The sequence below is a fragment of the uncultured Kordia sp. genome (assembly GCF_947496985.1).
In the GTDB taxonomy this organism is placed as follows: Bacteria; Bacteroidota; Bacteroidia; order Flavobacteriales; family Flavobacteriaceae; genus Kordia.
In genome coordinates this window covers 1-24,639 of record NZ_CANMEZ010000012.1, presented here as the reverse complement: position 1 = coordinate 24,639, position 24,639 = coordinate 1, and the positions used below count along the sequence as shown (strand labels likewise).

The 24,639-nt window shown below is 31.6% G+C and carries 29 protein-coding genes; 14 read left to right on the top strand and 15 right to left on the bottom strand.

Annotated features, from left to right (window positions below; translation table 11 throughout):
- Nucleotides 1-516: a hypothetical protein gene (locus tag Q0828_RS21700; protein WP_298426518.1), complete on the top strand. Its 516-nt coding sequence runs from the start codon at nt 1-3 to the stop codon at nt 514-516.
- A 6-nt stretch (nt 517-522) separates the two neighbouring features.
- Complete coding sequence (hemL, locus tag Q0828_RS21695; protein ID WP_298426515.1) at nt 523-1,806, top strand: glutamate-1-semialdehyde 2,1-aminomutase; 1,284 nt, start codon at nt 523-525, stop codon at nt 1,804-1,806.
- A gap of 77 nt (nt 1,807-1,883) precedes the next feature.
- Here the strand turns inward: hemL and Q0828_RS21690 are convergent, their stop codons facing one another.
- From Q0828_RS21690 to yiaA, 9 genes are all read right to left on the bottom strand, one after another.
- On the bottom strand, nt 1,884-2,216 hold the full coding sequence (locus Q0828_RS21690; RefSeq protein WP_298426512.1) for a hypothetical protein: 333 nt from the start codon (nt 2,214-2,216) through the stop codon (nt 1,884-1,886).
- A gap of 104 nt (nt 2,217-2,320) precedes the next feature.
- Nucleotides 2,321-2,794, bottom strand: coding sequence for a hypothetical protein (locus Q0828_RS21685; RefSeq protein WP_298426509.1), 474 nt, complete (start codon nt 2,792-2,794; stop codon nt 2,321-2,323).
- A gap of 182 nt (nt 2,795-2,976) precedes the next feature.
- Nucleotides 2,977-3,579, bottom strand: coding sequence for a hypothetical protein (locus tag Q0828_RS21680; protein WP_298426506.1), 603 nt, complete (start codon nt 3,577-3,579; stop codon nt 2,977-2,979).
- Nucleotides 3,580-3,585: 6 nt separating this feature from the next.
- Nucleotides 3,586-3,747 (bottom strand): hypothetical protein, encoded by a 162-nt coding sequence (locus Q0828_RS21675; RefSeq protein WP_298426504.1) that lies wholly within the window; start codon nt 3,745-3,747, stop codon nt 3,586-3,588.
- A gap of 142 nt (nt 3,748-3,889) precedes the next feature.
- Nucleotides 3,890-4,105 (bottom strand): hypothetical protein, encoded by a 216-nt coding sequence (locus Q0828_RS21670; protein WP_298426501.1) that lies wholly within the window; start codon nt 4,103-4,105, stop codon nt 3,890-3,892.
- A gap of 12 nt (nt 4,106-4,117) precedes the next feature.
- Nucleotides 4,118-4,672, bottom strand: a complete 555-nt coding sequence (locus tag Q0828_RS21665; protein ID WP_298426498.1) for a GDYXXLXY domain-containing protein — start codon at nt 4,670-4,672, stop codon at nt 4,118-4,120.
- Nucleotides 4,669-5,958: a DUF2157 domain-containing protein gene (locus tag Q0828_RS21660; RefSeq protein WP_298426495.1), complete on the bottom strand. Its 1,290-nt coding sequence runs from the start codon at nt 5,956-5,958 to the stop codon at nt 4,669-4,671. The genes Q0828_RS21665 and Q0828_RS21660 overlap by 4 nt, the downstream gene beginning before the upstream one ends.
- A gap of 55 nt (nt 5,959-6,013) precedes the next feature.
- Complete coding sequence (locus tag Q0828_RS21655; RefSeq protein ID WP_298426492.1) at nt 6,014-6,499, bottom strand: hypothetical protein; 486 nt, start codon at nt 6,497-6,499, stop codon at nt 6,014-6,016.
- A 95-nt stretch (nt 6,500-6,594) separates the two neighbouring features.
- The gene (gene yiaA / locus Q0828_RS21650; RefSeq protein WP_298426489.1) at nt 6,595-7,068 is read right to left on the bottom strand and encodes an inner membrane protein YiaA; all 474 of its coding nucleotides are present in this window, start codon (nt 7,066-7,068) and stop codon (nt 6,595-6,597) included.
- A gap of 179 nt (nt 7,069-7,247) precedes the next feature.
- Here yiaA and Q0828_RS21645 point away from each other — a divergent pair, with 179 nt between their 5' ends.
- Entirely contained in the window at nt 7,248-8,750 is a 1,503-nt protein-coding gene (locus Q0828_RS21645; RefSeq protein ID WP_298426486.1) for a hypothetical protein, read from the top strand.
- 33 nt (nt 8,751-8,783) lie between these two features.
- Here Q0828_RS21645 and Q0828_RS21640 read toward each other — a convergent pair whose 3' ends face one another.
- Nucleotides 8,784-9,833, bottom strand: a complete 1,050-nt coding sequence (locus Q0828_RS21640; protein ID WP_298426483.1) for a hypothetical protein — start codon at nt 9,831-9,833, stop codon at nt 8,784-8,786.
- A 532-nt stretch (nt 9,834-10,365) separates the two neighbouring features.
- Between Q0828_RS21640 and Q0828_RS21635 the strand changes: the two genes are divergently transcribed.
- The gene (locus Q0828_RS21635) at nt 10,366-11,775 is read left to right on the top strand and encodes an SMI1/KNR4 family protein (protein WP_298426480.1); all 1,410 of its coding nucleotides are present in this window, start codon (nt 10,366-10,368) and stop codon (nt 11,773-11,775) included.
- A 122-nt stretch (nt 11,776-11,897) separates the two neighbouring features.
- On the opposite strand, the gene lysS is transcribed toward Q0828_RS21635, so the two are convergent.
- Nucleotides 11,898-13,586 (bottom strand): lysine--tRNA ligase, encoded by a 1,689-nt coding sequence (gene lysS, locus Q0828_RS21630; protein WP_298426477.1) that lies wholly within the window; start codon nt 13,584-13,586, stop codon nt 11,898-11,900.
- A 173-nt stretch (nt 13,587-13,759) separates the two neighbouring features.
- On the opposite strand from lysS, the gene Q0828_RS21625 reads away from it, so the two are divergent.
- The 8 genes from Q0828_RS21625 to Q0828_RS21590 all read left to right on the top strand — a co-directional run bounded on the left by Q0828_RS21625 (nt 13,760) and on the right by Q0828_RS21590 (nt 18,024).
- On the top strand, nt 13,760-13,918 hold the full coding sequence (locus Q0828_RS21625) for a YqaE/Pmp3 family membrane protein (RefSeq protein WP_298426474.1): 159 nt from the start codon (nt 13,760-13,762) through the stop codon (nt 13,916-13,918).
- Between the two features lie 21 nt (nt 13,919-13,939).
- Nucleotides 13,940-14,698: a hypothetical protein gene (locus Q0828_RS21620; protein ID WP_298426471.1), complete on the top strand. Its 759-nt coding sequence runs from the start codon at nt 13,940-13,942 to the stop codon at nt 14,696-14,698.
- Between the two features lie 188 nt (nt 14,699-14,886).
- Nucleotides 14,887-15,603, top strand: coding sequence for a lipoyl(octanoyl) transferase LipB (lipB, locus tag Q0828_RS21615; protein ID WP_298426918.1), 717 nt, complete (start codon nt 14,887-14,889; stop codon nt 15,601-15,603).
- 1 nt (nt 15,604) lies between these two features.
- A complete protein-coding gene (locus Q0828_RS21610) occupies nt 15,605-16,081 on the top strand; it encodes a hypothetical protein (protein WP_298426467.1) in 477 nt (158 codons plus the stop codon).
- Between the two features lie 64 nt (nt 16,082-16,145).
- Nucleotides 16,146-16,574: a hypothetical protein gene (locus tag Q0828_RS21605; RefSeq protein ID WP_298426464.1), complete on the top strand. Its 429-nt coding sequence runs from the start codon at nt 16,146-16,148 to the stop codon at nt 16,572-16,574.
- 85 nt (nt 16,575-16,659) lie between these two features.
- Nucleotides 16,660-17,040, top strand: a complete 381-nt coding sequence (locus tag Q0828_RS21600; RefSeq protein WP_298426461.1) for a hypothetical protein — start codon at nt 16,660-16,662, stop codon at nt 17,038-17,040.
- A 16-nt stretch (nt 17,041-17,056) separates the two neighbouring features.
- A complete protein-coding gene (locus tag Q0828_RS21595; protein WP_298426458.1) occupies nt 17,057-17,539 on the top strand; it encodes a hypothetical protein in 483 nt (160 codons plus the stop codon).
- A gap of 11 nt (nt 17,540-17,550) precedes the next feature.
- Nucleotides 17,551-18,024 carry a hypothetical protein gene (locus Q0828_RS21590; protein WP_298426453.1) on the top strand — a complete coding sequence of 158 codons (474 nt, stop codon included), beginning with the start codon at nt 17,551-17,553 and terminating at the stop codon, nt 18,022-18,024.
- On the opposite strand, the gene Q0828_RS21585 is transcribed toward Q0828_RS21590, so the two are convergent.
- Nucleotides 18,025-20,475, bottom strand: coding sequence for a hypothetical protein (locus tag Q0828_RS21585; protein WP_298426450.1), 2,451 nt, complete (start codon nt 20,473-20,475; stop codon nt 18,025-18,027).
- 213 nt (nt 20,476-20,688) lie between these two features.
- On the opposite strand from Q0828_RS21585, the gene Q0828_RS21580 reads away from it, so the two are divergent.
- Nucleotides 20,689-20,889, top strand: a complete 201-nt coding sequence (locus Q0828_RS21580) for a hypothetical protein (RefSeq protein WP_298426448.1) — start codon at nt 20,689-20,691, stop codon at nt 20,887-20,889.
- A 64-nt stretch (nt 20,890-20,953) separates the two neighbouring features.
- Here the strand turns inward: Q0828_RS21580 and Q0828_RS21575 are convergent, their stop codons facing one another.
- The 3 genes from Q0828_RS21575 to Q0828_RS21565 form a co-directional block, all read right to left on the bottom strand.
- Nucleotides 20,954-21,277 carry a hypothetical protein gene (locus tag Q0828_RS21575; protein ID WP_298426446.1) on the bottom strand — a complete coding sequence of 108 codons (324 nt, stop codon included), beginning with the start codon at nt 21,275-21,277 and terminating at the stop codon, nt 20,954-20,956.
- A 40-nt stretch (nt 21,278-21,317) separates the two neighbouring features.
- Nucleotides 21,318-21,695, bottom strand: coding sequence for a hypothetical protein (locus tag Q0828_RS21570; protein ID WP_298426444.1), 378 nt, complete (start codon nt 21,693-21,695; stop codon nt 21,318-21,320).
- 68 nt (nt 21,696-21,763) lie between these two features.
- A complete protein-coding gene (locus Q0828_RS21565; protein ID WP_298426441.1) occupies nt 21,764-22,360 on the bottom strand; it encodes a ribonuclease HII in 597 nt (198 codons plus the stop codon).
- Nucleotides 22,361-22,565: 205 nt separating this feature from the next.
- Here Q0828_RS21565 and Q0828_RS21560 point away from each other — a divergent pair, with 205 nt between their 5' ends.
- Nucleotides 22,566-24,536 (top strand): putative porin, encoded by a 1,971-nt coding sequence (locus tag Q0828_RS21560; protein ID WP_298426438.1) that lies wholly within the window; start codon nt 22,566-22,568, stop codon nt 24,534-24,536.
- Nucleotides 24,537-24,639: the final 103 nt, after the last annotated feature.

Genomic DNA, 24,639 nt, shown 5'->3' with positions numbered 1-24,639 from the left:
ATGTTCAGTCAACTGAGGAAATTTTTCTTTACAACAAAAAATAATCAACTCATATCACAAAAGAAAACTGTTGATTCACAAAATCATTCATTAGGAATTCAGTTTCCTATTCTGCATAGGAATGATGACTTTCCTAATGAATTTAGAGTATTTTATAATAGTGAAGAAATAGTGACAGAATCAATGAGTGGACATTGGGGCTGGGATTTGTCAGGAGAGAAAGATGTGAATGATAATAATGAACTCATTACGGATAGTAACGGGATTCAATATACTGTAGATCACAAAATATATAGTGCAAAATTTGCGCAAGGTTGTTCTTATGCAGGAGAAATTGCAGGTTGTGTAGAATTGCCGAAGTTTAAAAGAACTGTTAATGACAGTTTGAAAGAGTTTATAGAAGATTTATATCCTGAAAAGGAGGAAATAATAAAAGAACTGATTAATACAATAAATAATGCTGATACATTTGAAGAGCTTATAACTTCTTTAGATGTTGAAATATATAAATTATAAAATAGAATGGAATATAAACGTAGCAGTGCGCTATTTGCAGAAGCACAAAAAGTGATTCCAGGTGGTGTAAATTCACCTGTTCGTGCGTTCAAAGCCGTAGGCGGAACACCAATTTTTGCAAAAGAAGCCAAAGGTGCTTATATCATTGATGAAGATGATAAGCAATATATAGAATACATCAATTCGTGGGGTCCAATGATTCTGGGGCATGCACACAAACCTGTTATTGATGCCGTTGTAGAAAAAGCTAAAAAAGGAACTTCCTTTGGAATGCCAACTGCAATTGAAACGGAGATCGCAGAATTAGCGGTTTCTATGGTGCCAAATATTGATATGATTCGTTTTGTAAATAGTGGAACAGAAGCGTGTATGAGTGCTGTTCGCTTGGCGCGAGGGTTTACAGGAAAAGATAAAATGATCAAATTTGCAGGTTGTTATCATGGGCATAGTGATGCTTTCTTGATTCAAGCAGGAAGTGGAGCCGTTACTTTTGGAAGTCCAAATAGTCCAGGTGTTACACAGGGAACTGCAAAAGATACCTTGTTGGCTCGTTTCAATGATTTAGAAAATGTAAAAGAAATTATTGCCCAGAATGAAGGCGAAATAGCGTGTATTATTATCGAACCTGTAGCTGGAAACATGGGCTGTATTCCACCAGTTGAAGGATTTTTAGAAGGATTACGCACGTTATGTGATGCGCACAATATATTATTAGTGTTTGATGAGGTGATGACAGGATTCAGGTTGGCAAAAGGAGGTGTGCAAGAGTTATTAGGTGTTGATGCTGATATTGTTTGCTTTGGAAAAGTAATTGGTGGCGGATTACCTGTAGGAGCTTTTGCAGCCCGAAAAGAAATTATGGAGCATTTAGCACCGCTTGGACCTGTGTATCAGGCAGGAACATTAAGCGGGAATCCTTTGGCAATGGCCGCAGGATTGGCAATGTTGCAAGAGCTGAATGAAGGTGACGTTTTTCAAAGGCTACATGATAAAACAGCATATCTACACAAAGGAATCGACAAAGTTTTAACTGAAGCAGGAATTACATATCAAATCAATCGTATCGGTTCTATGATTTCAGTACATTTTTGTGAAGAAGCTGTTGTTGATTTTGCTTCGTCAGCAAAAGGAAATAATGATACGTTTAAAAAGTTTTTCCACGGATTGTTAGATAGAGGAGTGTACATTGCACCATCAGCTTTTGAAACATGGTTTTTGTCAGATGCCTTATCATATGAGGATTTAGATAAAACCATTACAGCAATAGAAGATGTGGCTAAAACATTATAAATGATAGAAAAATATAGTTATAAAAAAACTCGGCAATTTGCCGAGTTTTTTTTGATATATAAAGAGTATTTATCTTTTTAATTTGCGCGAGCACCTTTTATCTTTTCATGTCTCATTTTCTCTTTCATGAAAGATTTTTTGAACTCAATACGTTGTGCAGGTTCTAAAAGTTCACTAACTTTTTTTCTTGCTGCGTCAAGCGCATCTGCATTTAACACACGATTTTCTTTTTCATATGCTAAGAAGATTTCGTAAATTTTCTTTGATTGATCTGTGTCAAGTTCTAGTGTTTTTTGTAACTGAACTGTTCTGTTCTTTGCTTTTAATTCAGCACTTTCTTGTGCACTTGCTGTTTGAATTCCTAAAAACAATACACATACAAAAGTGAATAGTGTAATATATTTTTTCATAACTGTTGTTGGTTGGTGTTAGCTAAATAATAACTCAATAATACTAAAATTGTAGAGAAATAACAAAAAAGAGAAGCTTTTTAACTTCTCTTCGTTGATATTCGTTATTTTCTTTTGCTATGTTTTCCTTTTTTTCGCTGCTTTCCTTTGCCTTTGCGTGCCGCCATTTTCTCCCATCTTTGATATTGATCTTCTGATAGAATTTGCTTCATTTTTTGCTTATATGCAATTTTAGCATCTAAGCGTTCATTCATCATGGCATACTTTTCTTCGCTTGTAGGCTTTTCTTTTTTGTCCTTTTTTACTTTGCGAGCTTCCATTTTTTGTTTTCTAACTTTAGCTGTAGCGGTATTTAATGCCAATATTTGTTGTTGTTGATTTTTAGATAAATCTAACGCTAATGTTAGTTGTTTTGTTTTCAATTCGGCCATTTGTTCAGGCGTCAAATCTTTCATAAACTTTTTACCTTTTCCTTTCTTCATTTCCTTTCGTTCACGACGATCTGTTTGATCCGTTCCTTCTTGTGCAGCTACATTTAATGTGAAAATTATAGCGAGTACATATACAATGTTTTTCATGTTTCTGTTGTTTTAAATTATTTGCTTCTATGACTTAAAACATTTCGGAAGGTTTAATTAAAAAATGATTTTAGGATTTGTTTAACAAGCAATTAATAGTTTTTAAATCGTAATTCAGCTCGTAAATAATGATCGTATTCTTGCTATTATTGATTCAATAAAAGGATTAGAAGATTAAAAGTTTATACACGCTTTAGTGTTTTTGTATACGGTCTTTTTTCTGCAGAATTATTTAAAAAGAATAACGCAATTAAGATATATACAATTCCAATTATAACAACTCCAGTAAGCCCAAAACTTGCAAAACCATGAACAAAGTTACCATACGCAACACCATAGTATTCTTGTAAAGACGATAATTCTGCTCTTTGACCAATGTCTGCAATTTCAAATAGATAATACATCAAACGAGCAAAAACTAAAATGGCAAATAACAAATGAATTTTAATATGACTTATGACACTTGATTGTGTAACTGTGTATTTTAATGCTAGAATTTCTTCTTTTAGGGAATAAAAGACTTCATTAATTTGATCATTATCATCAATAAAAAGAGTCTTTTTAGCATCTTTTTGGTGAATTTCGATTTTGTTTTTGTGAAAAATAACCTGTTCAATATCCTCAAAATGAATTTCAGTTAAATCTTTAGGAAGTCGATCCGCTTTAATACTTTTGAGTTGATTGACTAATGTTTCTCCTTGTTTTATACTAATATAGATTGTATTATCCTTTATAAAGATTAATGAGTTATCAGTAGACTTTGGAAATGTCCAGAGGTTTTGCATTTGGTATTATTTTTTGTAGATACGAATATCGCCAGAAATATTAGAAAAACCATTAAATCCGATAATTTCTAGTTTCTCTCCTTTAAGATCTGAAAATGATTGATATAGACTAGTGAATCTTTTTATGATTTTTTTTAACGTGTATGTTGTAGTAAGCTCGTTAAACATGATATCATCAACAGATCTGATTCGTTTTGATGAATAACCTTATTGCATTGAGTCATTTGGTAATTCAATGTAGAAGTTACTAATGTCAAATAACAATTCCATTTTTTGATTACTATTTAAGTATGCAAGATTTTCTATGACTTTACTTTAAATACTTCTTTGGAGTATAACTAATATCATTTGCCAAAGCATCTATAAAAGTTTCTCCTTGGTTTTTGTATTTTAGTAATTGTTCGTTTGTTAACACATGTTCTACTTCATACAAACCAATAGTTCCGCAAATTACTGTTAAAATGTATGCGCCAACTTCATTGACATATAAAGTGTATTTCCATTGTTTTTTTAAGAGTTCTTTCATAACAATCAAAAATTATTTGGCAACAGCATCTTTCATAGAAACGCCATTTACAACAACATCCGTTAATACGTGGATATTACTTTCAATATGTATAACCGCATAGATGTCATCTGTTGTACCATTACGATTTAACTCTCTGGAAAGCACTTCAGCATCATAGGCTTTTGATTCTTCCATATAGTAACGATCAAGGGGTAAATCGAAATGAATATAACCATCATAATGATTGTTGATTTCTACTTGTATATAATCAAATTTGCTAGCTGAATACGGTTCTTTAACGAGCGTTTCTAATACGGCAAAACCATTTTCATCTTTTGAAAAATAGGCATAACCAACGTCATAATCATCCCAACTTTCGTCTGAGGTTTTAAAAGAATTGATCTGATAATCTAGTGTAATGTATTTTCCTCTAAATGGATCATTTGGATCTACTGGAGCTGTTTTGAATTTGTATACATTATTAGAAGCAATAGTGCGTTCGTATTTGTAAACAATTTGCGCGGAAGCCACGATTTGAGCTAATACCATTAAACCAAAAAGTGCGTATATATATGATTTTTTCATTGTTCTTGTTGTTTAGATTTTTGTTTTTTTAGCATGATGTAATTTGCAGTGAAAAAACCTGCACCAGCCAATACAAATAGTAATCCTCTTAATTCAAAAGGAATGGTGTCGTCAAAAAATCGACATGCAATTAATACGGCAATAATGAGCATTCCGTAATTTAGAATTCCAAAACTGTATGAGTCTGTGCCAATTTTTATAGCCATCACTCCTAAAATGAATAACAAAATGTTTATTAAAATAGTAGGCATTACATCGTCAAAAAGGCCAAGCATAAAGATGACACTAAATATGAGGAATACATATTGAAATAAATTCACACCTTTCTCTTGTTTAGACCTGACACTGGTATACAAGGCAATACTCGCAATACAAAACAAAATTACAGCACAACAAAACTCTAGAGAGTAAAAATTTACATCATTAAATTCATGTTTCCAGATATAGCGAAAACTTAAAATAAGCAATACAATTACAGTTCCTAATGAACCTAAAAAGCGATATCCGTTTTGAAGTAATGAGTTGTTTTTAAAGTACGAAAGTTGTCCAATATTATATAGTATTCCAAATAAAAACATATACATTAAGAATCCAACACCTTCACTTCTATCAATACAAACAGGTAAAGAAATAATTATACTCAACGGAAATAACCAATGTAAAATAGGTAAGATTGATGACTTCACGTGGTTTCGCATCATTTTAAAATAGCTAAACAATGGAAACAAGAGCAATAAAAAGTACGTGTGCGGAATTGTAGAATTATGTCCGTAAAAACGATAACCTGCTTCAAACGCGTAATATGTAATAAATACTAAGTGTAAAATGATTGCTGATCTAGACTTGGTAACATATAATAAAGGAAGACACAACACAATCCAGGCGAGTAAAAACGATTCCAAATCTCCAGGAATATTATAAATTTGACTTACTAGAGAAATGCACGCGCCAACACTGAAAAACAGAAACACAGTAGCGGTTTCTTTCCAAGTATTACTTTTGTTTTTATAGATACTATAACCTAATCCAACTTGCCCAATTAGCATGGGTAGAAAAGCTAAAAATACTTTTGTTAAGCGTGAAAAATTATCCCAATTGTGCGCCATAATTAAGATAATTCCTAATCCGATTAAGGTAGCTCCTAAAGTTCCAAAAACTGTAAACAATCGACTAGAGCCAGATGCTTCATTTTTTTGGTAATAGGTTTTTATATTTTGAGCAATTTCTTCCGTAATGATGCCGTTTTCGACCAATTCCGGAAGTGCTTGTTTAATTTTTGAACTCATATGTTGAATATTAATAAGTAAAACTAAGTTAGTCAATACATTATAAAATGCTTTGTTAAGCTGGTTTAATATTTCTTTTTGTTTTTAAAAATCCACCATATGCTTGAAAGATTGAAGGCAGTATCGTAAAAGTAACCAAGCTGATATGTTTCATGATAATATTAAATTTATCAATTGATACATAATCAGAAAAGCAAAAAGGTAGCTCAGTAGGAATTATATAAATCCTATAAAGTAGCCAGAATAAGCCTCCATTTCCATTTTTCCAATTTAAGTCTGTTGGTGAATCTATAAAAGCAATAAGCCAAATACAGATGCCAATAATTGCAATAATTGAATAACTCAGAGGTTTAAATTTCTCTGTTTTAGTTGTAGCATAATAACCGCTTCCTATATAAATCACTATAACTAATGCTAGATGAAAAACAATAGCTGTAATTTCAAAAAGCGTATTTTCATAGAATGAATGAAAGTAAATAAAAATGAAATTAGATAATGCGAATATTAGTATGTGTGCTAAAAATAGTTTGAGATATTTCATTGTGTTAAATTTAGGTTGAAAGCGTTTTATTAAAAACAAACCTCGCAACAATCGACAATCATATCGTTACGAGGTTCTTGGTAATCAACCAACATTTAAGCTTCTTGTTGTTTTAATGCGTGTAAATCTCTGGTATTTTTTTGTACGGCTACGGAAGCAAATAAGCTTAAGGCGAATGACATTCCGTAAAATCCTTTTTCACTCAATTCTAATTCGGCATTCCACAATCCGACAATTAATAATAGAACAGAGGCTAAAGTTGTAAACCAGCTTATTCCATAATAAATGTCTGTGACTGGAATTCCTTCCATTCTATCTCTTACGGCTTTCTGAACAGAAACTACCGAGAATAATCCGAATAATAATATAGTAAAGTAGTATCCTTTTTCGTTGAGTTCCATGCCTGCATTCCACAATCCTACACAATACGCAACCATTCCAATTAATAAGGCTGCCCATGATGCTGAAATAAATGCAGGTGTTGGTTTAAAAGGGTTTTTTTCTTCTTTTTTAATGTTTATAGAATTCTTTTTTTCTTCTTCTGAATTTAAAAATGTTTGATTTTCCATAATACTATAATTTAAATGTTACTTGATTTAATTTTTGTTTTTGATTACAGGACAAATATGCGGTGAGATTTTTAGTTGCAAAATTCAATTTTTCAATAAAAAGGACTATATTTATATTGATATAAATAATTTAATTTATTGATTATAAGTCATTTGAATATTTTAAAACAAACGATATAATGATTGCAATTGATGTGATGATTTCTCAGTTTTCTAAAGAAGAACAACAAGAATTTGTAAAATATCTTACTTATAAAAACAAGCGACACGATACGAAAAATGTACAATTGTTTAAGTTGTTATTAGTAAATTATCCTGCTAAGGAAATTCCTAAAAAGCTATATGGAAAGGATAATAAGAGCGCGTATCATGCTTTGCGGAAACGTTTGTGGAGTTCATTACTTGATTTTATGGCAACACAAAGTTTGACGCATGAAGTTTCAGATGAACTCGATATTACCAAGCGAGTGTTGGTTGCTCGTAACTTATTATTACAGAAACAGTACAAAACGGCTTTCAAAGTATTAAACAAAGCAGAAAAGAAAGCACGCGATATTTTGCATTTTTCATTGTTAAATGAAGTATATCATACACAAATACAATATGCACACACAACTTCGTTTGCACCGCCATTAGAAAAATTAATTGAAAAGTTTACTGCAAATCAAAAAGATTTTCTACAAGAAGAAAAGTTGAACATGGCATATGCTGTGATAAAAGAAAATGTACAAAAAGTGGTGTATAAAGGTGAAATTATCTCATTTCAGCAATTGATTCAAGAAACGTATACGCGTTTTGGAATTTCACAAGAAATAGGATTAACCTATAAATCGTTGTATCAATTAGCACAAATGGTAAGTTCGGCAGCTTCAGTAACGAAAGACTTTTTTACAATTACACCATTTTTATTGGAGAACTACAAAGATATTTCCAACCGATTGAAACAAACCGACAAGCATTTATTTTATCATATAAAAGTATTATATATTATTGCGAATATCTTTTTTAGGAAGAAAGCATTCGCGGAAAGCTTGGAGTATTTAGACTTGATGCATCAAGAAATGGAACGGCAAAAGCGAAAATTTTACAAAGCTTCGTTGTTGCCATATCAATGTTTGGTGGCGCTAAATCATAACTATTCAGGAAATGCCACAGAGGCTATTTCAATTTTGGAAACCATAAGTCAAGTAAAGAAGTTTGATTTAGAAGTGATGCTAGATGTGCATTTGAGTTTGATTGTATTTTACTTTCAACAAGGAGAATTTAAAAAAGCACAACAAGTATTTTCAAAATTCTATCATACAGACAAATGGTATGAAGAAAAAGCAGGAGTTGAATGGGTGATTAAGAAAAACTTAATTGAGCTCTTATTACATATTGAATTAGGAAATATTTCCTATGTCGATTCACGTTTTGTAAGTTTCCAACGCAAGTATTATCCATTTTTAAAAAAATCTGGAGAACAACGTGTAATTACTTTTTTGAAGTTTGTGAAAAGTTATTATCAAACACCAGAAAATGTAACTTCTGAAGAATTTTTGTCAACAGTAGAAGCTTCTTTTGAATGGAAATCTCCAGAACAAGAAGATATTTTTGTGATGAGTTTTTATGCTTGGCTAAAAGCCAAAATGAACAAAACCGATTTATATCAAACTACGTTAGCATTGGTGAAAGCAAGTTAGTCTGAAAGTAAATGAAGCTATCTCAAATAGATATTAACTACTCAAATCATCAGCGCTATCATATGATCCATTTGCAGCTTTGATCTTTAAATAATAGTTGAGGTACTTTCGTAGATAATTATAATTAGGCTCTTTATCTTCTTTTTCTTTGGAGATAAATTGAAAGAAATAACGTTTGTTTTTATATTCGACAAGCGTAGCTACACCATATACAATATTGCCTTTTGTCGAAATTGAAAACTCAGTTTCGTTTATTAACAAATCGTCAACTTTATATTCTTTAGGATATTGATATACAAAATATCCCTTATACGCTCTTTCGGCAAGTTTTTCACGTATAATGCTCCATTGTTCACTCATGGATTGCTCAGGATTTTTCTTTTGAACATCATAGAAAAAGTGATATTTAGAATACGAAGCTAGTATTGGAATACTAGGAAACTCTTTCGAATCATATACATGAAATCCTTTAAATAAACGAACTTTTACATTCGGAATAATAGGGATGGTAGAATCTTTTTCAAGTTGTGTAATCTCTCGTAAACGCTTTCCTTTTCCAATGATAAAGGCAGCAGCATTGATTTTTTTGCGTTTTCTTGTGGGTGTCGTTGTCGTTGTTGTGACTCTATCTTCATATACAGGATCGTACCTTTCAGGAATATTAGTAGAACTTGATCCAGAATCAGAACCGCCAATATTTAATAAAATTCTAAAAAGGAAAAGAATCCCAACAACAGCAAGTGGCAATGCAATTTTAGGATAACCACTTTTCTTTTTCCGATGTGTAGTACGTTCTTGATACTTCTTATCTCCTTGTGAAAAAACTTCATAATCTACAGAACGTTCTGGCGTTGGAAGTACTTTTTCTTGAAGTATAGGTTGTTCTTTAGGAACATTCTGAATTTCAGATTTTGGCGTTCTTTTTTCAGGAAGTTTTCTTCTTTCATCCTTATTACTAGATCGAGAGCGTTCGTTTTTATCTCTACTTTCAGTACTTTTCGTACTAAATTTTAATTTTCGCTTATCGTCTTTCTTGTCGCGCGAACGTTTTTTATCATATCTGGAATCTCGAGAACGCTTCACCTAATTGTAGTTTGAGTTTTAATTTGTGTTAAAGATATGAAAAATACAATTCTAGTTAGTCGAGATGTATTGTAAATAAAAAAGCTCAAGTAAATAGTTTCCTAGGCTTCTTTATAATTTGATTAAATTGTATTGGTTGACACCAAGAAGATGGGCAGTCGCGATCTAAAGTATCATTTGATGGCCCAATTAGACATTTAATAATGATAGACATTTTATTTCTTCCACCTAATAATTACAAATTTTTCGCTTAGATTAGAAATTGACTTTTTGTTTAATATCAAGTTGTTTAAATTTCTTTTTCATAATATAAAAGTTTGTTTTAATAATGAAGTAAAAGTATCAAACATCAAAAATGAAACAAAAGAGTTGTGGTCGCAATTTAGCGAGTGTAAACGATAAAAGAAGGAATTAAAAACTGAGAAATTGTTGCCAAAAATCGAATTGTACTTTAGAAAATTTATCAATAAACTTTTATTTTAATTGAATCAAAAAAATTAGTTTTGAAATTCATTCACTTTTACACAAGAGCATGCCATATTTCTTAATTTTTGGATCCAGAGCAACGAAGCTTACCGAAAAATACTTGAACGCAAATACAAACTGTTCCTATTGTCAGGGAAAAAAATCATACATGTTAAAAGGGAGAGCGCACTATTTTCATTTCTTTTGGATTCCTGTAATTCCTTTGCGAAAGGAACTATATGTAAAATGTATAGACTGTCATAATACGGTCGCGAAGGAAAATTTCCCAGAAGACATTAAAAAAGCTGTACAACAGGAGAAAATCAGAAGACCAATATGGCATTTAATTGCGCCAATATTTATTTTGTATAAACTAGTTTCTGCTATACTCTTTTTCGGATCTGCTTATGTAGAAGAAGTGATGCAAGAAGCAAAATACGAAGAAGAAAAAGCGGCAGAAGCGGTAAGAGTTGAACAAAGGAAAGAAGTGTTTGCAAACGATAAACAAAGTATACAGCTTACACCTAGTTTTGCTACAGATTCTATCTCGTATACCATAAAAGAAGAGTTTCAGTTTTCTGAATATCACCTAAACACAGATCAAGTTGCACTTTTATCTAAAATTGAAGATCACAAGTTATTGTTGCTAATTGACGTAAAGGAAACAGGAAAGTTAAAAGGAGCAGAAGGTTGTGTATTGGTAAGTCAAATTAAAAACTTTTTAATACAGAAATATCCAAAAAAGTATTATGATTACTTCATTGCACTCTATGAAAATGATAACTTGAAGTTGTTGCATACGCCTGCTGAAGCATATAAAACAGAATACAAGTCGCCAACTCCGCTATATGGTTTTTATGCAAATGATTGGTATTATGAAAAAAGTGAAGATGTATTTAAAAACAAGCAAGAAAAACTACAACTATTTGCTGACTACGGTAAAAAAGATGAAAAAATTGCAGCAGTTGATCTTGTTAAAGAAGAAAAAGCATGGGAAAAGATGCGTGCTAAATTTAGATTTTCATATAGCTCAAGACCAGCAAATGAAGAGAGAAGAGGATTGTATGAATGTAAATTTACGTTGGAAACGGGCAATATACTTCCAGATGAATTGAGAAGAATGTTTAAACGACATGATGGAAATGGTCCGTTTCTTAATTGGAATTTTTTCTATTCAAAGACAAAAAAATCATATGCAAGGTATGAGTACGCAACCCTTGATGCACTTACGAAAAAAGATGAAATTGACGAACGATTATTGCCTGTATACGCAAGTCCGTATTGGATTCCTTTTTATGATGATGACACATTTTCCTATGCTGTAGATATGCTTCCAGGAAAAAAAGGACATGTAGGTCAAATCATTTTAGTAAAACCTAGAATGAAGCCGAGATATATTGCAAAAAACATGACAGAGTTCTTAAAGCTATTTCACGACGAAAAAGTACCTACAAGTTTTGAAGCTTGGCGTAACTAAGAAAAGCGGTCTAAAAGGTAACATTTTCGTCAAACCGAATTAAATTCAGAATGAGGCTTTTAGTATGTTTTTGACCGCTTTTTTATAATATACTTTAACTACTAAGTTGAGTTAATTTGAAATTAGACGATTTCTACAAAAAGTCCATCATCGTTTTTCTCAACTTTTGCTAAGTTGTTTTTTGTCAGTTCTTTTATAGATTTATCCCACTTTTTGTTCGATAATCCAGCTTGCACTTTTAAATCGGCTAATGGCAATTTTTCAGTTTTCTTTAAAATCTCTAACACTGCTTTTGCTTCGTCAGTCAAAGCAACTTGCTTGCGTTCAGGTTTCATTTGAGGAAAGAATAATACTTCCTGAATTGAAGGATTGTTTGTTAAAAACATAATCAAACGATCCATACCAATTCCCATTCCAGAAGTTGGAGGCATTCCGTATTCTAACGCACGTAAAAAGTCATGATCTATAAATTCAGTTGCTTCATCGTCACCTTTTTGAGCTAATTTTAATTGGTGTTCAAAGCGTTCACGTTGATCAATAGGATCGTTCAATTCAGAATATGCATTTGCAATTTCTTTTCCACAAACCATTAATTCAAAACGTTCTGTTAATTCAGGATTTTCACGGTGTTCTTTACACAGCGGACTCATCTCTTTTGGATAATCTGTAATGAACGTTGGTTCAATATAATTTCCTTCACATTTTTCACCAAAAATCTCATCAATCAATTTTCCTTTACCCATTGTTTCATCAACGTCAATTCCCATGCCTTTGGCAGCTTCACGTAATTCGTCTTCAGATTTTCCAGTAATGTCAAATCCTGTAAAGTCAATGATTGATTGTGTCATAGTAACACGCTTATAAGGCGCTTTAAAATCAATTGTATGTTCACCAAATGTCGCTGTTGTTGTCCCGTTTACGGCAATAGCACAGTGTTCTAACAAAGATTCTGCGAAATCCATCATCCAGTTGTAATCTTTGTATGAAACATAGATTTCCATAGCTGTAAATTCTGGATTGTGCGTACGATCCATTCCTTCGTTACGGAAGTTTTTAGAAAATTCATAAACACCATCAAATCCACCAACAATCAATCTTTTTAAATACAATTCATTGGCAATTCGCATATATAATGGAATATTCAATGAGTTGTGATGTGTTACAAACGGACGTGCCGCAGCTCCACCAGGAATTGGTTGTAAAATTGGCGTTTCTACTTCAAAATAGCCAGCTTCATTAAAGAAATTACGCATAGCGTTGAATAATTTTGTACGCTTTACAAACACTTCTTTCACTTCTGGATTTACCACTAAATCAGCGTAACGCTGACGGTAACGTTGTTCAGGGTCATCAAACTTATCATAGACAACTCCATCTTTTTCTTTAGGAAGTGGCAATGGTTTTAAAGCTTTGCTTAATAAAGTAAATCCTTTTACCATTACTGTTTTTTCACCAACTTTCGTTGTAAACAATTCTCCTTCAATTCCGATAAAATCACCAATATCTAGTAATTTCTTATAGACATCATTGTAATGAGATTTATCTTCTCCAGGACAAATTTCATCTCTATTAAAATACACTTGAATTCTTCCGTCAGCATCTTGTAATTCTGCAAATGAAGCCGAACCTTGAATACGACGCGACATCAATCTACCAGCAATTACCACCTGTTTACCTTCAGCAAATTTTTCCTTTATCTGTTTCGAAGTATGATTTACAGGATAAAGATTTGCAGGATACGGGTTAATGCCTAGTTCGCGCAACTTTGATAGTTTTTCTCTACGAACGATTTCTTGTTCTGATAATTGCATAGTATTTTTGTGTAAATTTTAAGTTCGCAAAGATAAATACATTTCATTAGTATACCAATGAACTCATCTTGAAATATTTGCAGTATGGTATTTTATATGATATGTAGTTGGTGTAACATTTTACTTGTTTATGAGTCATATAGTTATCATCAATCATCAAATTAAAAAACATTATGAGTATTTGGAGAGTATTATTAGCAATTATATTCCCGCCGTTATCAGTATTAGATAAAGGTTGTGGATCAATATTAATTGTCTTTCTTTTGTGGATATGCGGTTGGGTTCCTGGAACCATTGCGGCACTAGTTATTTTAAATAATCCAAACAAATAAATAAATATTTAATTAAAACACATGAAAAAAATCTATTTAGGAGCAGTAATTGCGTTTCTAACATTATTTACAAGTTGTCAATTTTCTGAAAACATTTACATCAATGACGATGGAACAGGAAAAGTTTCTTTTAACATGGACGGAGCCGAATTAATGGACATAATGGGCGAAGAAATGATGAAAAGTAATGATGGAAAAAGAATTGATTCTATTATTTCATTTAAAGATCTTTTTAAAGATCAACAAGATAGTATTTCTAAGTTGTCGCAAGCAGAGCAGGATAAATTAAAGAATTTAGAAGCTTTTCAGATGCACATGGTTATGGATGCTGAAAAAAAGAAAATGGGCATGGATATGTTTGCTAACTTTAATAGTGTGAGTGAATTGCAAGATATGTTTTCAGCAATGAACGCAGCAGGAAAGGTAGATAAAAACAAAAACCCTAACTCGCAAGCAGCTGCAAATCCTATGTCGGCTTTAGGTTCGGAAGGTGTAACTGAGACAAATTACTCTTTCAAAGGAAATGTTTTTAAACGTGAAGTAGTCGTATTAGATAAAGCCAAATTAGCAGCTGTAAAAGATAGTTTAGGGCAAGCTAAAATGATGTTTGCTTCATCTGGTTATACATTAAACTATCATTTTCCTAAGAAAATTAAGTCTGTATCTTTAGAAGGTGCAACTATTAATGAAGATGGAAAAAGCTTTACGTTAGAAGTGAACTTTTTGCAATATATTACAAACCCAGAAATGCTAAATGTAGAAGTTGAGTTAGAGAAATAATAAAACGTAATACATTATATATAAAAGCGGAAATACGATTATAGTGTTTCCGCTTTTTTGTTTTTATTTGTCACATTCAGTGCTTTCGAAATGTTGGTAAAGCAAAGAAAATGAATTTATACTTTTCAAATAGTTTTGTTAAAAGGAATCTCCTTTTTTGATAATGTCGTATTTTTGTAGTTGAAAATATACATGCTTTGAACAAAACAATACAAGTACAGGATTTAGGAACGAAAGATTATAAAGAAACTTGGGATTTTCAAGAAGAACTATTTAAGGAAATTTTAGATACTAAAATTAGAAATAGGCGTGAAGATGCAAATTTAGAAACGTCGAATCATTTTTTATTTGTAGAACATCCGCATGTATATACACTTGGGAAAAGCGGTGATATTTCTAATTTATTGTTAGATGAAGCGCAACTTACTGCAAAAGGTGCTACATTTTATAAAATTAATCGTGGTGGAGATATTACTTATCATGGACCGGGACAAATTGTGGGTTATCCAATTTTAGATTTAGAAAACTTCTTTACAGATATTCATAAATACTTACGTTTACTTGAAGAAATGATTATTTTAACCTTGGCTGAATACGGTTTAAAAGCTGATAGGAGCGAAGGTGAAACAGGCGTTTGGTTAGATGTAGGAACTCCGTTTGCGCGTAAAATTTGCGCTATGGGCGTTCGTGCAAGTCGTTGGGTAACTATGCATGGTTATGCGTTAAACGTAAATGCTGATTTAGGTTATTTTGACAATATCATTCCATGTGGAATTCGTGGAAAAGCAGTAACTTCTTTACAAGTAGAACTTGGCAAAACTCATGTAGATGAAAATGAAGTAAAAGAAAAACTATTGCGTCATTTTAAAACATTATTTGAAGCTGAATTAAAAATGCAGTCGTAATATGAAAGTTGTAAAAATTGCATTGCTTGTTTTTACGATTGCCATTACAATATTATTATTTGTATTTAGTTTTATAATGTATAGCAGTAGCCGTAGTTTTCAAGGAGCGTCTTCTGCATTCTTCTTTTTAGCATGTACAAGTGCGTTTAGTATTTTTTTTCACATGAAAACATTCGTGTATTATCCATTACAAGATTTTGAAAAAACCATTGTGGAACTCTCTAAAAAGTATTGGGCGCTTCATGTTTCCTTTGGTGTTATTATTTTTTTATTAGGAATGGGAATGATCATTCCTGCAATAAAAGCGAATGATTTGGCACTAAATCAAAATGGTTTAATTGGCGGAACTGGGTTCTTGGTTTTTGGAATGCTAACACTCATTGAAACGTATAAACTCAATAAATTTGTAGAAACATACAAAGAACGTCGCGAACTTGAAGAAGATATAGAAGAGATTGGTGGTGATACAGATTCGTAACTTTTAATCCATGCGATTTATAAAGATCTTCCTGATATTATTCTCAATACTTATTATAGTATCCATGTCTTTTGTAATTGTAGAAGATGCTGAATTTTCAAAAAATAAGATTCCTGTGTTGGTGTATGCCTACATTGTTTTGGCTATTATATTGCCTATAATTAATATTATATATCAAATTAGAAGTTTCCGTTTTTACAGAAAAGTAAGCAAACAAAATTTAGACAAAAAACTTTCTAAGTTTCTTTGGATAGGAAGTGCTAGTTTTAATGCTTTTTTACTATTTCTTGTTGCACAAGGAATCTATAATAATTGGAATAGATATTTGTCTTTAGATTATAAATCAGATGATTTCTTGTTTATGAGCATCATTTTCTTCCCTGCCTTGTTAGGCCTTTTAGAAGTATCTCTCTTAAAAAAGCGTATCAAACAATTAAAAATTAAGCGCGGCATTAAAGAAGAAATTGACGATATTAGAGGTGTAGAAAAATAATACTGATATGCGAATTATAAAAAATCTACTTATAGTATTTACAATTTTACTCTGTTTATTCTTGATAGGTACTATCTTTTTTTTAATGGCAGTTGGAGATATAGTATTAATAAGAATTTATTATTTATTGATGTTGATGATTGCTGTTGTCATATATCACTATAAAAGCTATACTTATTATGATGAAAAGGTTTTAAAGAGTTTCGGAAAAAAGGTTTTATTGGTATTAGGTCTTTGTGCGCTTGGCTTTAATTTGTACCTTATTTATGAAACATTCTTTTCAATATTTGATAGAATTATAGGATCTTATGGTTCATTTTCAGGTATATTTATTGATTGTGTCATTTTTATTTTTGCGGTTTTGGGAGCTTTTGAAATTATACAGTTACACGGAATGATAAAAAGGGTAGAAGAAAAAGTATTATTAACAAATGAAATTGACGATATCGGTATTTCTTCACTTTAAAAAATAGTCACTAATAATGCTACGCTTATTAAAAATATTGCTAACAATAGCTTCTATTATTTTGATAGGAATGATACTCTACGTGTTTTTTTATGAAATCATTGGTCGGCCAAATTCTAACGCTCCTTTAGAAGCATTTATATACTTAAGTTTAGGGTTTATTACGGCTACAATCAATATTGTATATCATATTGTAAGTTTTCAATATTCCAGACGGAAAGAAAATGTAAATCTTAATAAAAAACTACCGAAAGTTTTATGGGTAGGAGCAATCTGTTTCTCTAGTTTTGTACTTTATGTTACTGGTGCAGGATTGTATAGTGTTATACGTTATGTGAGATATAATGTTGATCTAAAGCAGATATTATTTGTGTTATTTTTTTTGGGCACAGCATTGTGTAGCTTCTTAGAGCTGTTTTTGTTAAAAAAACGCATCAAGAAACTCAAGAAAGAGCACGAAACTAAAAACGATATTGAAACAATTGGTTTAAATTTATAAAAAGACGATTCATGCGCATACTTAAAATTATACTAATTCTAATTACAATTTTTTTATTATTCTTTATGTCACTTGCGTTGATTTTTCTTAAAGACGTATTTGGAAACAAGTCTGGATATATTATTGCCTTACTTTTTGTCGTTTTGGGATTTTTATTAAGCGCGTTTACACTAATTTATCATATTAAAAGTTTTCGTTATTATAGAAAATCAAAGCCTTATAAAGAAGCAAATAAAACGATTGCCGTTTTAAAAATTTGCGCAATAGCGCATAGTGTTTATTGTATACTATTTGGAATATTATCCATAATTGGTAATTTTACAACGAATGACAGAAGTGACGATATCATTTCAGCAGTAGTATTTGTGCCTGTTATTTTATTTGGAATTTTAAGTATATACGAAACTGTCTTTTTACGCAAACAGATAAACCAATTGCAAAAAGAACAAGAAACCAAAGATGAAATAGCAACTATAGGAAACTAATTAATTTAACTTATACACTAAAAGCGTGTTTTTTTCTCCTTTTGTTACAAACTCTAATTTTGGATCTTTGTCAAAATTTCCTAAATCAATTGCCGAACTTCCAAAAGCTGGAAAACCAGGAATTGATTTTGCATTACTATCATATAAGTATACTTTCTGCGCATCAACATCTGTAATAGCTACATAAATTTTATTCTTGATAAAGAAAATTTCAGGCTTGCTATATGAACCAAAATCAAGTTCGATAGTTTTGTCTTTAATGCGTAATTTGTTTTCAAAGAAACTCACCAAAGTTTTACTTGTCATAGTTACATCATGATTTGCTTCTACAGGCAACTTTGTTTTGTCAATCTGTCCTTTACTATCTACCTGAATCAAATTTCCATTGCGATCAGATGTCGTAAATAAGTTGTTATGAATGTATATTTTATTGTCTGAAAATTGAATGTTTTTCTTTACCGTAATTCTTGGTGCGCCAGTTCGTGATAAAATATGAAGCTTTCCGTTGCTTTCTTGAAATGTGATATAGTCTTTTGTGATGACTCTAAAATGTTGCGGCGAATTGATGAAATCATTCTCAGAACCTGAAAATTTAAACCCTGTTACTTTTTTACCAGCTTTATCACGCATAGCAACTTTATTTCCTTCCGTAAATACAAAACGATAATTCTTTGATTTATCATAATCAAAAATAGCAACAGCTTGCGTATATCCTGATGTTGCTTTAGCTGGATATGGTTTTACATCATTTCCATTTCTATCTAAAATATAAAAAAATTGTGGCGTAGTGATTGCTAACTGCAAACGTCCGTTTTTATATAAGTCTACCTGAGAAACATCACCTAATATCTTTCCATTTAACTGTTTTTTCCATAGAATTTTCCCTTGTGTAGAAATCAAATACAATACATTTGATTCATCTTGTACAACAATCTCCTTTCGTTTGGTAATATGATTTTTTACAAACTGTGGATCAGTCGCTACAGGATTATCCAATACAATATTCAAAAATTGAGATACTGAATTCTTAGTTGGTTTTACATCATTTCGTTTCAACAGGCCGTGAACATGCGCATAATTGCTTCCTTTCTCATTAATGAATTGCAGCGCAGCAAATGGATAATCATCTAGATTAATACTTTTGATTTCTTTCTGATACGATTTTTTCGTGCTTTCAGCTATTGTCGATTTAAATTTTTTAGTGTTTATGAATGTTAATATAGATGACTCATCACTTAAATTACCAATCGTTTCTTGGTAATTATCTTGATATAGTAATGTTTGTTCATCTCTGTATAAGAGTGATAAAATCAACAAATCTTTCACACCATCAATATTTGTGAAAATGATATATTCATCCAGAATTAAAAAAAATTGATTGTTAAATTCTTTTATAAAAGGAGTGAAATGTTCTTTGAAAAGGTCTGGATCTTCATTTTCACGTATAAAACTATTTCTAGCATTACTTTGAATACGATTATTTTTTAACTGTGTAGCGGCTTCATTGCTGGAAGATATAAAACGTAAACCTGTAAATGTATTTCCATTAAATGAAAATGTACTTACTTCTTCCAAAGCATCTAATAATGAATTTTCCTTTTCAGGATGAAAATTAGTGTATGAATCAAATGTAATAGAAGTGAAATATGTGAAGAATGGCGGAATTACTTTTGCCATTTTATGTTCACGTGGCGACGTATTTTTTAAAGGGCTCAATGTATGCGACAACGAATCGTTTTCGGTGATGATTCCTGTAAAACTAATTTCATCTTGTAGGATATCAATATCAAGTGCCATTTGCTCTGCAAAAGTTGCTACAAATTTGGTGTTTGCATTAGGGAAAATATGCTGAATTAAAGGTGAAATGTCTTTTGGAGTTGCTAATAAAGTTGCCGATTTGCTTTCATCAATAGTAGCGTATACTTTTTGTAATGATTCTGGAATGATTGCTTTTTTGTAGGATCGGATACAATTTTCAATCAATAATTTTGAAGAAGAATTCACAAAAATGCTATCTGCAAAAAAAGAATAATTTACTTGTTCGCCAATTGTTGTTTCTATAATAGACGTGTCATTATATGTAATCTTCTTCGTTGCTGCTTTTTGAAGTGAGTCTGATACAATTAAATTAGGATGTGATTTGGTAATGAATGTATATTCAAAACTATCTTTTCCTAATTCATTAAAACATAACAACGATTTTGAATTTGGTTTAATGTATTTCAAATAGTCAACAAACACAGTAAAGTCTTGCTTAAACTTTGGTTTTTTAAATGATTGTAATAGTTGATTGTTTTTAAGCTCACTCTGAAATCCTTCAAAATCATTAATCTGTAAAATGACAGCTGCATTTTGCGGAGCAAATTTTAATAAAGCATATTCTTTTGGAGTTTCTTCGGTTGTACAACCAATACTAAAAATGGTAAGAATTAACAGCAGAATTCTTTTCATAAAAAATCTATTTAAAAACAGTAAAGCTATTGTGGCTCTTTGTTGAATGAATGTTACAAAAGTATAAAACTTACGCGATTGTAAATTATTGTAGGCAGGATATAATTACAGTTGTTATTAACAATCAAACGAGTGATTTATATAAATATACATTTTTTGGGTAATGAAAATTGAAATAATACCCATATAGGTATAACATAAAAATTTATTATTATGAAAAAACGAAATTTAAAAAAATTGACATTAAGTAAACGTACAGTTTCTGAATTAGGAGCAGCTGCCGTTGTTGGAGGAATTAGCGGAGGAGCTTGTCAACCATCAGGAGGAGTTACTGTTCCTGCAACATTAGGTTGCGCACCATTTACACTTCCAGTTATTTGTCATGGTAGTGCAGGTTGCTTCCGTCGTGGATAGGAAATTGTATGAATGTCGAAAAACGCTTTTACCTAAGGTGAAAGCGTTTTTTTATGTGTAATTTTTATTTCGGGTCTAACGACATTACATAATCGTAACTTTCATTTAAATAGTTGGCAAGCTTATCTAAATCAGTTAGCATTTCTTCAGGAATTAATACATAACCTTTCATGGTAGCTCCATACGATTTGTAATAATCGGAATTAAATGCTGTAATATATTTTTCTTGAACTTCTTTTCCATATCGAAAGCCAATTTCGCCTGCTTTGTTAAGCAATCCAAACATGTGCCCGTTAGCAGATGTGTAAATCATATTTTTTCCTTTGCGTTCAAAGCGAGGACATTTTGCTACAATAGCGTCAAAAATTTTAAGTCGTTCTTCCCACATAATATGTTTTTTAGTCTAAAATAGTATAATAAAATCTATGCTATTGTCTTTCAAACTTCATTAAAGGGCCATCACTTTCAGGTTCATCAGCTAAAAATAAAATTTCGCCTTCAAAGTAGTAATCATAAGTTACAGATTCTATAGTAATAGTGTTTGTGGTTATTACAAAAGGGTACGTTCCGCTATCTAATATCTGTAAATTTTCATCAGCAGCATTGGTAACTGTTACTGCATTTTGAGATAGGTTGAAATTCCAAAGATGATTAGCTTGAAAGTTTGCCGGAGCACATTCACAACTTACATCAATCAATTTCCAAGTTCCACTAATAGGGTTCAATATAATAGTTCCGTTGTCGTCATTATTACATGAAAAGAAAAATCCAATACAGATAACTAAAAGGAATAACTTAGATTTCATAATAATCGGTTTTAATATTTAGTAGATACCATATATATATAAAGGTTGCGTCTGATATTAAAAAAAACTTATAAATCTAACGAATACTGTTCTGGCAATAAACGAAAAGACATGCGGTGATACTTTGTTGTACCATATTTTTTAATGGCTTCACGATGTTCTACTGTTGGATATCCTTTATTTTTTTTCCAATTATACATAGGAAATTCTTCATGAATCTTTTCCATATACGCGTCTCTATATGTTTTTGCTAATACAGAGGCGGCTGCAATATTCATGTACTTTCCATCACCTTTAATAATAGTTTGATGTGGAATATCTTTATACGGTTTAAATTTATTTCCGTCTACCACAATATGTTCAGGAATAATAGAAAGTTGATCAATAGCTTTGTGCATTCCTAAAATTGAAGCGTTCAAAATATTTATTTGATCAATTTCAACAGGAAAAATATGAGCAACACCAAAAGCGGTAGCTTCTAATTCAATTACTGGACGGAGAATATCACGTTTCTTTTCGCTTAGCTGTTTGGAGTCATTCAAAATGTCATTTTTAAAATTTTTGGGTAAAATAACAGCTGCGGCAGTCACAGGCCCGGCAAGGCATCCGCGACCAGCTTCATCGGTTCCTGCTTCTAATCCATCAAGTAATTGTAATGCTAACATAAGTAAATTCGTATCAAACAAAACTATTCTATCTTGTATTCAAATCAAAATAGAAAATAGAAACAGTTTACAGCTAAAAAACACAATTTATGATTTCAATAACAATTCTAGGCTTTTTATTTCGTTCAAAAAGTATACTTTTGTCAACAAAACATGTAAGAGATACTTATTTGTGAATCATTTACAGGTTAAAAAAACAAAACAAGTGAAGCATATCCTTTTCGTTATATTTCTATGTATTTCCATTTCTTCTGTAAATGCACAAACCAAATTGAATCCTGTAGCAGGGAAAAAAGAAAAGATTAATCAACAAGGAGAACGAGACATTAATAATGTAAACGGATCTTCTGAAAAAGACAAAACAGGGAAACGAAAAGAATACGATATCAATTTGTATAAAATAATCACACACCAACGTGATACTACAATTCTTGATACTACATTAACAATTGAAAAAGAATACAAATACAATTACTTACGTAAAGACGATTTTGAATTGTTGCCGTTTTCTAACTTAGGACAAACCTACAACCGTTTAGGGTATTCATTTGATAGACCTGCAGCTTTTCCAAGCATTGGAATGCGCGCAAAACATTTTAACTATGATGAAGTAGAAGATGTACGTTACTTTAATGTGCCAACACCAACAACTGAATTGTTTTTCAAAACGGCTATGGAGCAAGGTCAATTAATAGATGCGTTTATTACGATGAATACTTCGAAGCGTATGAATCTTTCCGTTGCTTATAAAGGAATGCGATCGCTTGGGAAATATCAAAACATACTTAGTAGTACAGGGAATTTTAGATTTACTGCGAATTACAAAACGAAAAATGATAGATATGCACTTCGCGGACATTTCTATTCGCAAGATGTGCTGAATAATGAAAACGGTGGTTTAACAGATGTTGGATTAGCTGATTTTGAAAATGGTGTAGCAGAATTCACAGATAGATCACGACTTGCAATACAATTTACTGATGCTGAAAATATATTAGTAGGAAAACGTTATTACTTAGAGCACGACTATAAAATATTTAAGCAAAAAGATTCGTTGCGCGATTCAAACTTAAGAGTTGGTCATACATTTAACTATGAAACCAAATATTACATATACAATCAAGGTTCAGCAAATGAATTATTTGGAGATAGTTTTGTGGGGAGAGACTTGCGTGATAGAGCACAACTTCGAAAACTATCCAATGAAGGTAGTGTAAGTTACAGAACCAAAACTTTTGGTGATGTAAAATTCAAAGCAAATCATACCAAATACAATTACTTCTTTAATTCTATACTATATATTAATAATAATGTACTTCCAAACAGAATAGAAGGAGATGTCATCGCGTTAGGAGGAGAATGGCGACATAAAATAGGAGGAATTGATTTGCGCGCAGATTTACTAGCAAATATATCAGGAGAACTCGGCGGGAATTATTTTAAAGGACAAGCCAAGTACAAATTTAATGATGACGCAAATGTGGAAGCCTCTATCGTAATCAACTCTAAAGCGCCAAACTTCAATTTCATTATCAATCAAAGTGCTTACACAAATTACAATTGGCGAACTAACTTCGATAAAGAGCGTACACAAAGCCTTAATTTTAGTTTCAAATCTAAAAAATGGTTAAATGCAGATGTGAGCTTTACATCAATGGATAACTACGCATACTTTTCAGGGCTGGATACAAGTCAGCAAATAACTCCATTGCAATCAACAGATGCTATAACCTATTTAAAAGTAAAAGTGGGGAAAGAATTCCGTTATGGGAAATTTGCATTAAACAATACAATAATGTATCAAAACGTTACGCAAACGGGAGACATATTTAATGTTCCTGAAATTGTAACACGAAATACGCTCTACTTTACAGATCAATGGTTCAAAAAAGCATTATTCATCCAAACGGGAGTTACATTTAGTTACTTTACAGAATACAATGCGGACGGCTACAATCCTTTATTAGGAGAATTCTATAGTCAAAACCAGCAAAAAATTGGAAACTTTCCACGTATAGATGTGTTCATTAATGCGAAAGTTAGACGAACACGTATCTATCTCAAAGCAGAACATCTAAATTCATCCATAACTGGATACAACTTTTTCTCTGCGCCAAACTATCCATATCGCGATTTCATAGTGCGTTTTGGTCTCGTTTGGAACTTTTTCTCATAAATATTTTTCAAAATACATTCACGGAATTTACTGAATTTGGGTTTTCCGTTTTTTTCTTTTGATAATTAAAAGAAAAAAACGGTCACGCTTTCGTCAGTCGCTC

Bases quoted from the DNA above. Each gene is read 5' to 3' on its own strand.
- Q0828_RS21620 (WP_298426471.1), top strand. From the start codon at position 13,940: ATGAAAAAAATCTATTTAGGAGCAGTAATTGCGTTTCTAACATTATTT.
- Q0828_RS21625 (WP_298426474.1), top strand. From the start codon at position 13,760: ATGAGTATTTGGAGAGTATTATTAGCAATTATATTCCCGCCGTTATCA.
- Q0828_RS21635 (WP_298426480.1), top strand. From the start codon at position 10,366: ATGCCATATTTCTTAATTTTTGGATCCAGAGCAACGAAGCTTACCGAA.
- Q0828_RS21585 (WP_298426450.1), bottom strand. From the start codon at position 20,475: ATGAAAAGAATTCTGCTGTTAATTCTTACCATTTTTAGTATTGGTTGT.
- Q0828_RS21655 (WP_298426492.1), bottom strand. From the start codon at position 6,499: ATGAAATATCTCAAACTATTTTTAGCACACATACTAATATTCGCATTA.
- Q0828_RS21590 (WP_298426453.1), top strand. From the start codon at position 17,551: ATGCGCATACTTAAAATTATACTAATTCTAATTACAATTTTTTTATTA.
- Q0828_RS21700 (WP_298426518.1), top strand. From the start codon at position 1: ATGTTCAGTCAACTGAGGAAATTTTTCTTTACAACAAAAAATAATCAA.
- Q0828_RS21580 (WP_298426448.1), top strand. From the start codon at position 20,689: ATGAAAAAACGAAATTTAAAAAAATTGACATTAAGTAAACGTACAGTT.
- Q0828_RS21605 (WP_298426464.1), top strand. From the start codon at position 16,146: ATGTCTTTTGTAATTGTAGAAGATGCTGAATTTTCAAAAAATAAGATT.
- Q0828_RS21685 (WP_298426509.1), bottom strand. From the start codon at position 2,794: ATGAAAAACATTGTATATGTACTCGCTATAATTTTCACATTAAATGTA.
- Q0828_RS21665 (WP_298426498.1), bottom strand. From the start codon at position 4,672: ATGAAAAAATCATATATATACGCACTTTTTGGTTTAATGGTATTAGCT.
- Q0828_RS21645 (WP_298426486.1), top strand. From the start codon at position 7,248: ATGATTGCAATTGATGTGATGATTTCTCAGTTTTCTAAAGAAGAACAA.
- yiaA (WP_298426489.1), bottom strand. From the start codon at position 7,068: ATGGAAAATCAAACATTTTTAAATTCAGAAGAAGAAAAAAAGAATTCT.
- Q0828_RS21600 (WP_298426461.1), top strand. From the start codon at position 16,660: ATGGCAGTTGGAGATATAGTATTAATAAGAATTTATTATTTATTGATG.
- Q0828_RS21690 (WP_298426512.1), bottom strand. From the start codon at position 2,216: ATGAAAAAATATATTACACTATTCACTTTTGTATGTGTATTGTTTTTA.
- Q0828_RS21670 (WP_298426501.1), bottom strand. From the start codon at position 4,105: ATGAAAGAACTCTTAAAAAAACAATGGAAATACACTTTATATGTCAAT.
- Q0828_RS21660 (WP_298426495.1), bottom strand. From the start codon at position 5,958: ATGAGTTCAAAAATTAAACAAGCACTTCCGGAATTGGTCGAAAACGGC.
- Q0828_RS21610 (WP_298426467.1), top strand. From the start codon at position 15,605: ATGAAAGTTGTAAAAATTGCATTGCTTGTTTTTACGATTGCCATTACA.
- Q0828_RS21565 (WP_298426441.1), bottom strand. From the start codon at position 22,360: ATGTTAGCATTACAATTACTTGATGGATTAGAAGCAGGAACCGATGAA.
- lysS (WP_298426477.1), bottom strand. From the start codon at position 13,586: ATGCAATTATCAGAACAAGAAATCGTTCGTAGAGAAAAACTATCAAAG.
- hemL (WP_298426515.1), top strand. From the start codon at position 523: ATGGAATATAAACGTAGCAGTGCGCTATTTGCAGAAGCACAAAAAGTG.
- Q0828_RS21595 (WP_298426458.1), top strand. From the start codon at position 17,057: ATGCTACGCTTATTAAAAATATTGCTAACAATAGCTTCTATTATTTTG.
- Q0828_RS21570 (WP_298426444.1), bottom strand. From the start codon at position 21,695: ATGAAATCTAAGTTATTCCTTTTAGTTATCTGTATTGGATTTTTCTTT.
- Q0828_RS21680 (WP_298426506.1), bottom strand. From the start codon at position 3,579: ATGCAAAACCTCTGGACATTTCCAAAGTCTACTGATAACTCATTAATC.
- Q0828_RS21575 (WP_298426446.1), bottom strand. From the start codon at position 21,277: ATGTGGGAAGAACGACTTAAAATTTTTGACGCTATTGTAGCAAAATGT.
- Q0828_RS21675 (WP_298426504.1), bottom strand. From the start codon at position 3,747: ATGTTTAACGAGCTTACTACAACATACACGTTAAAAAAAATCATAAAA.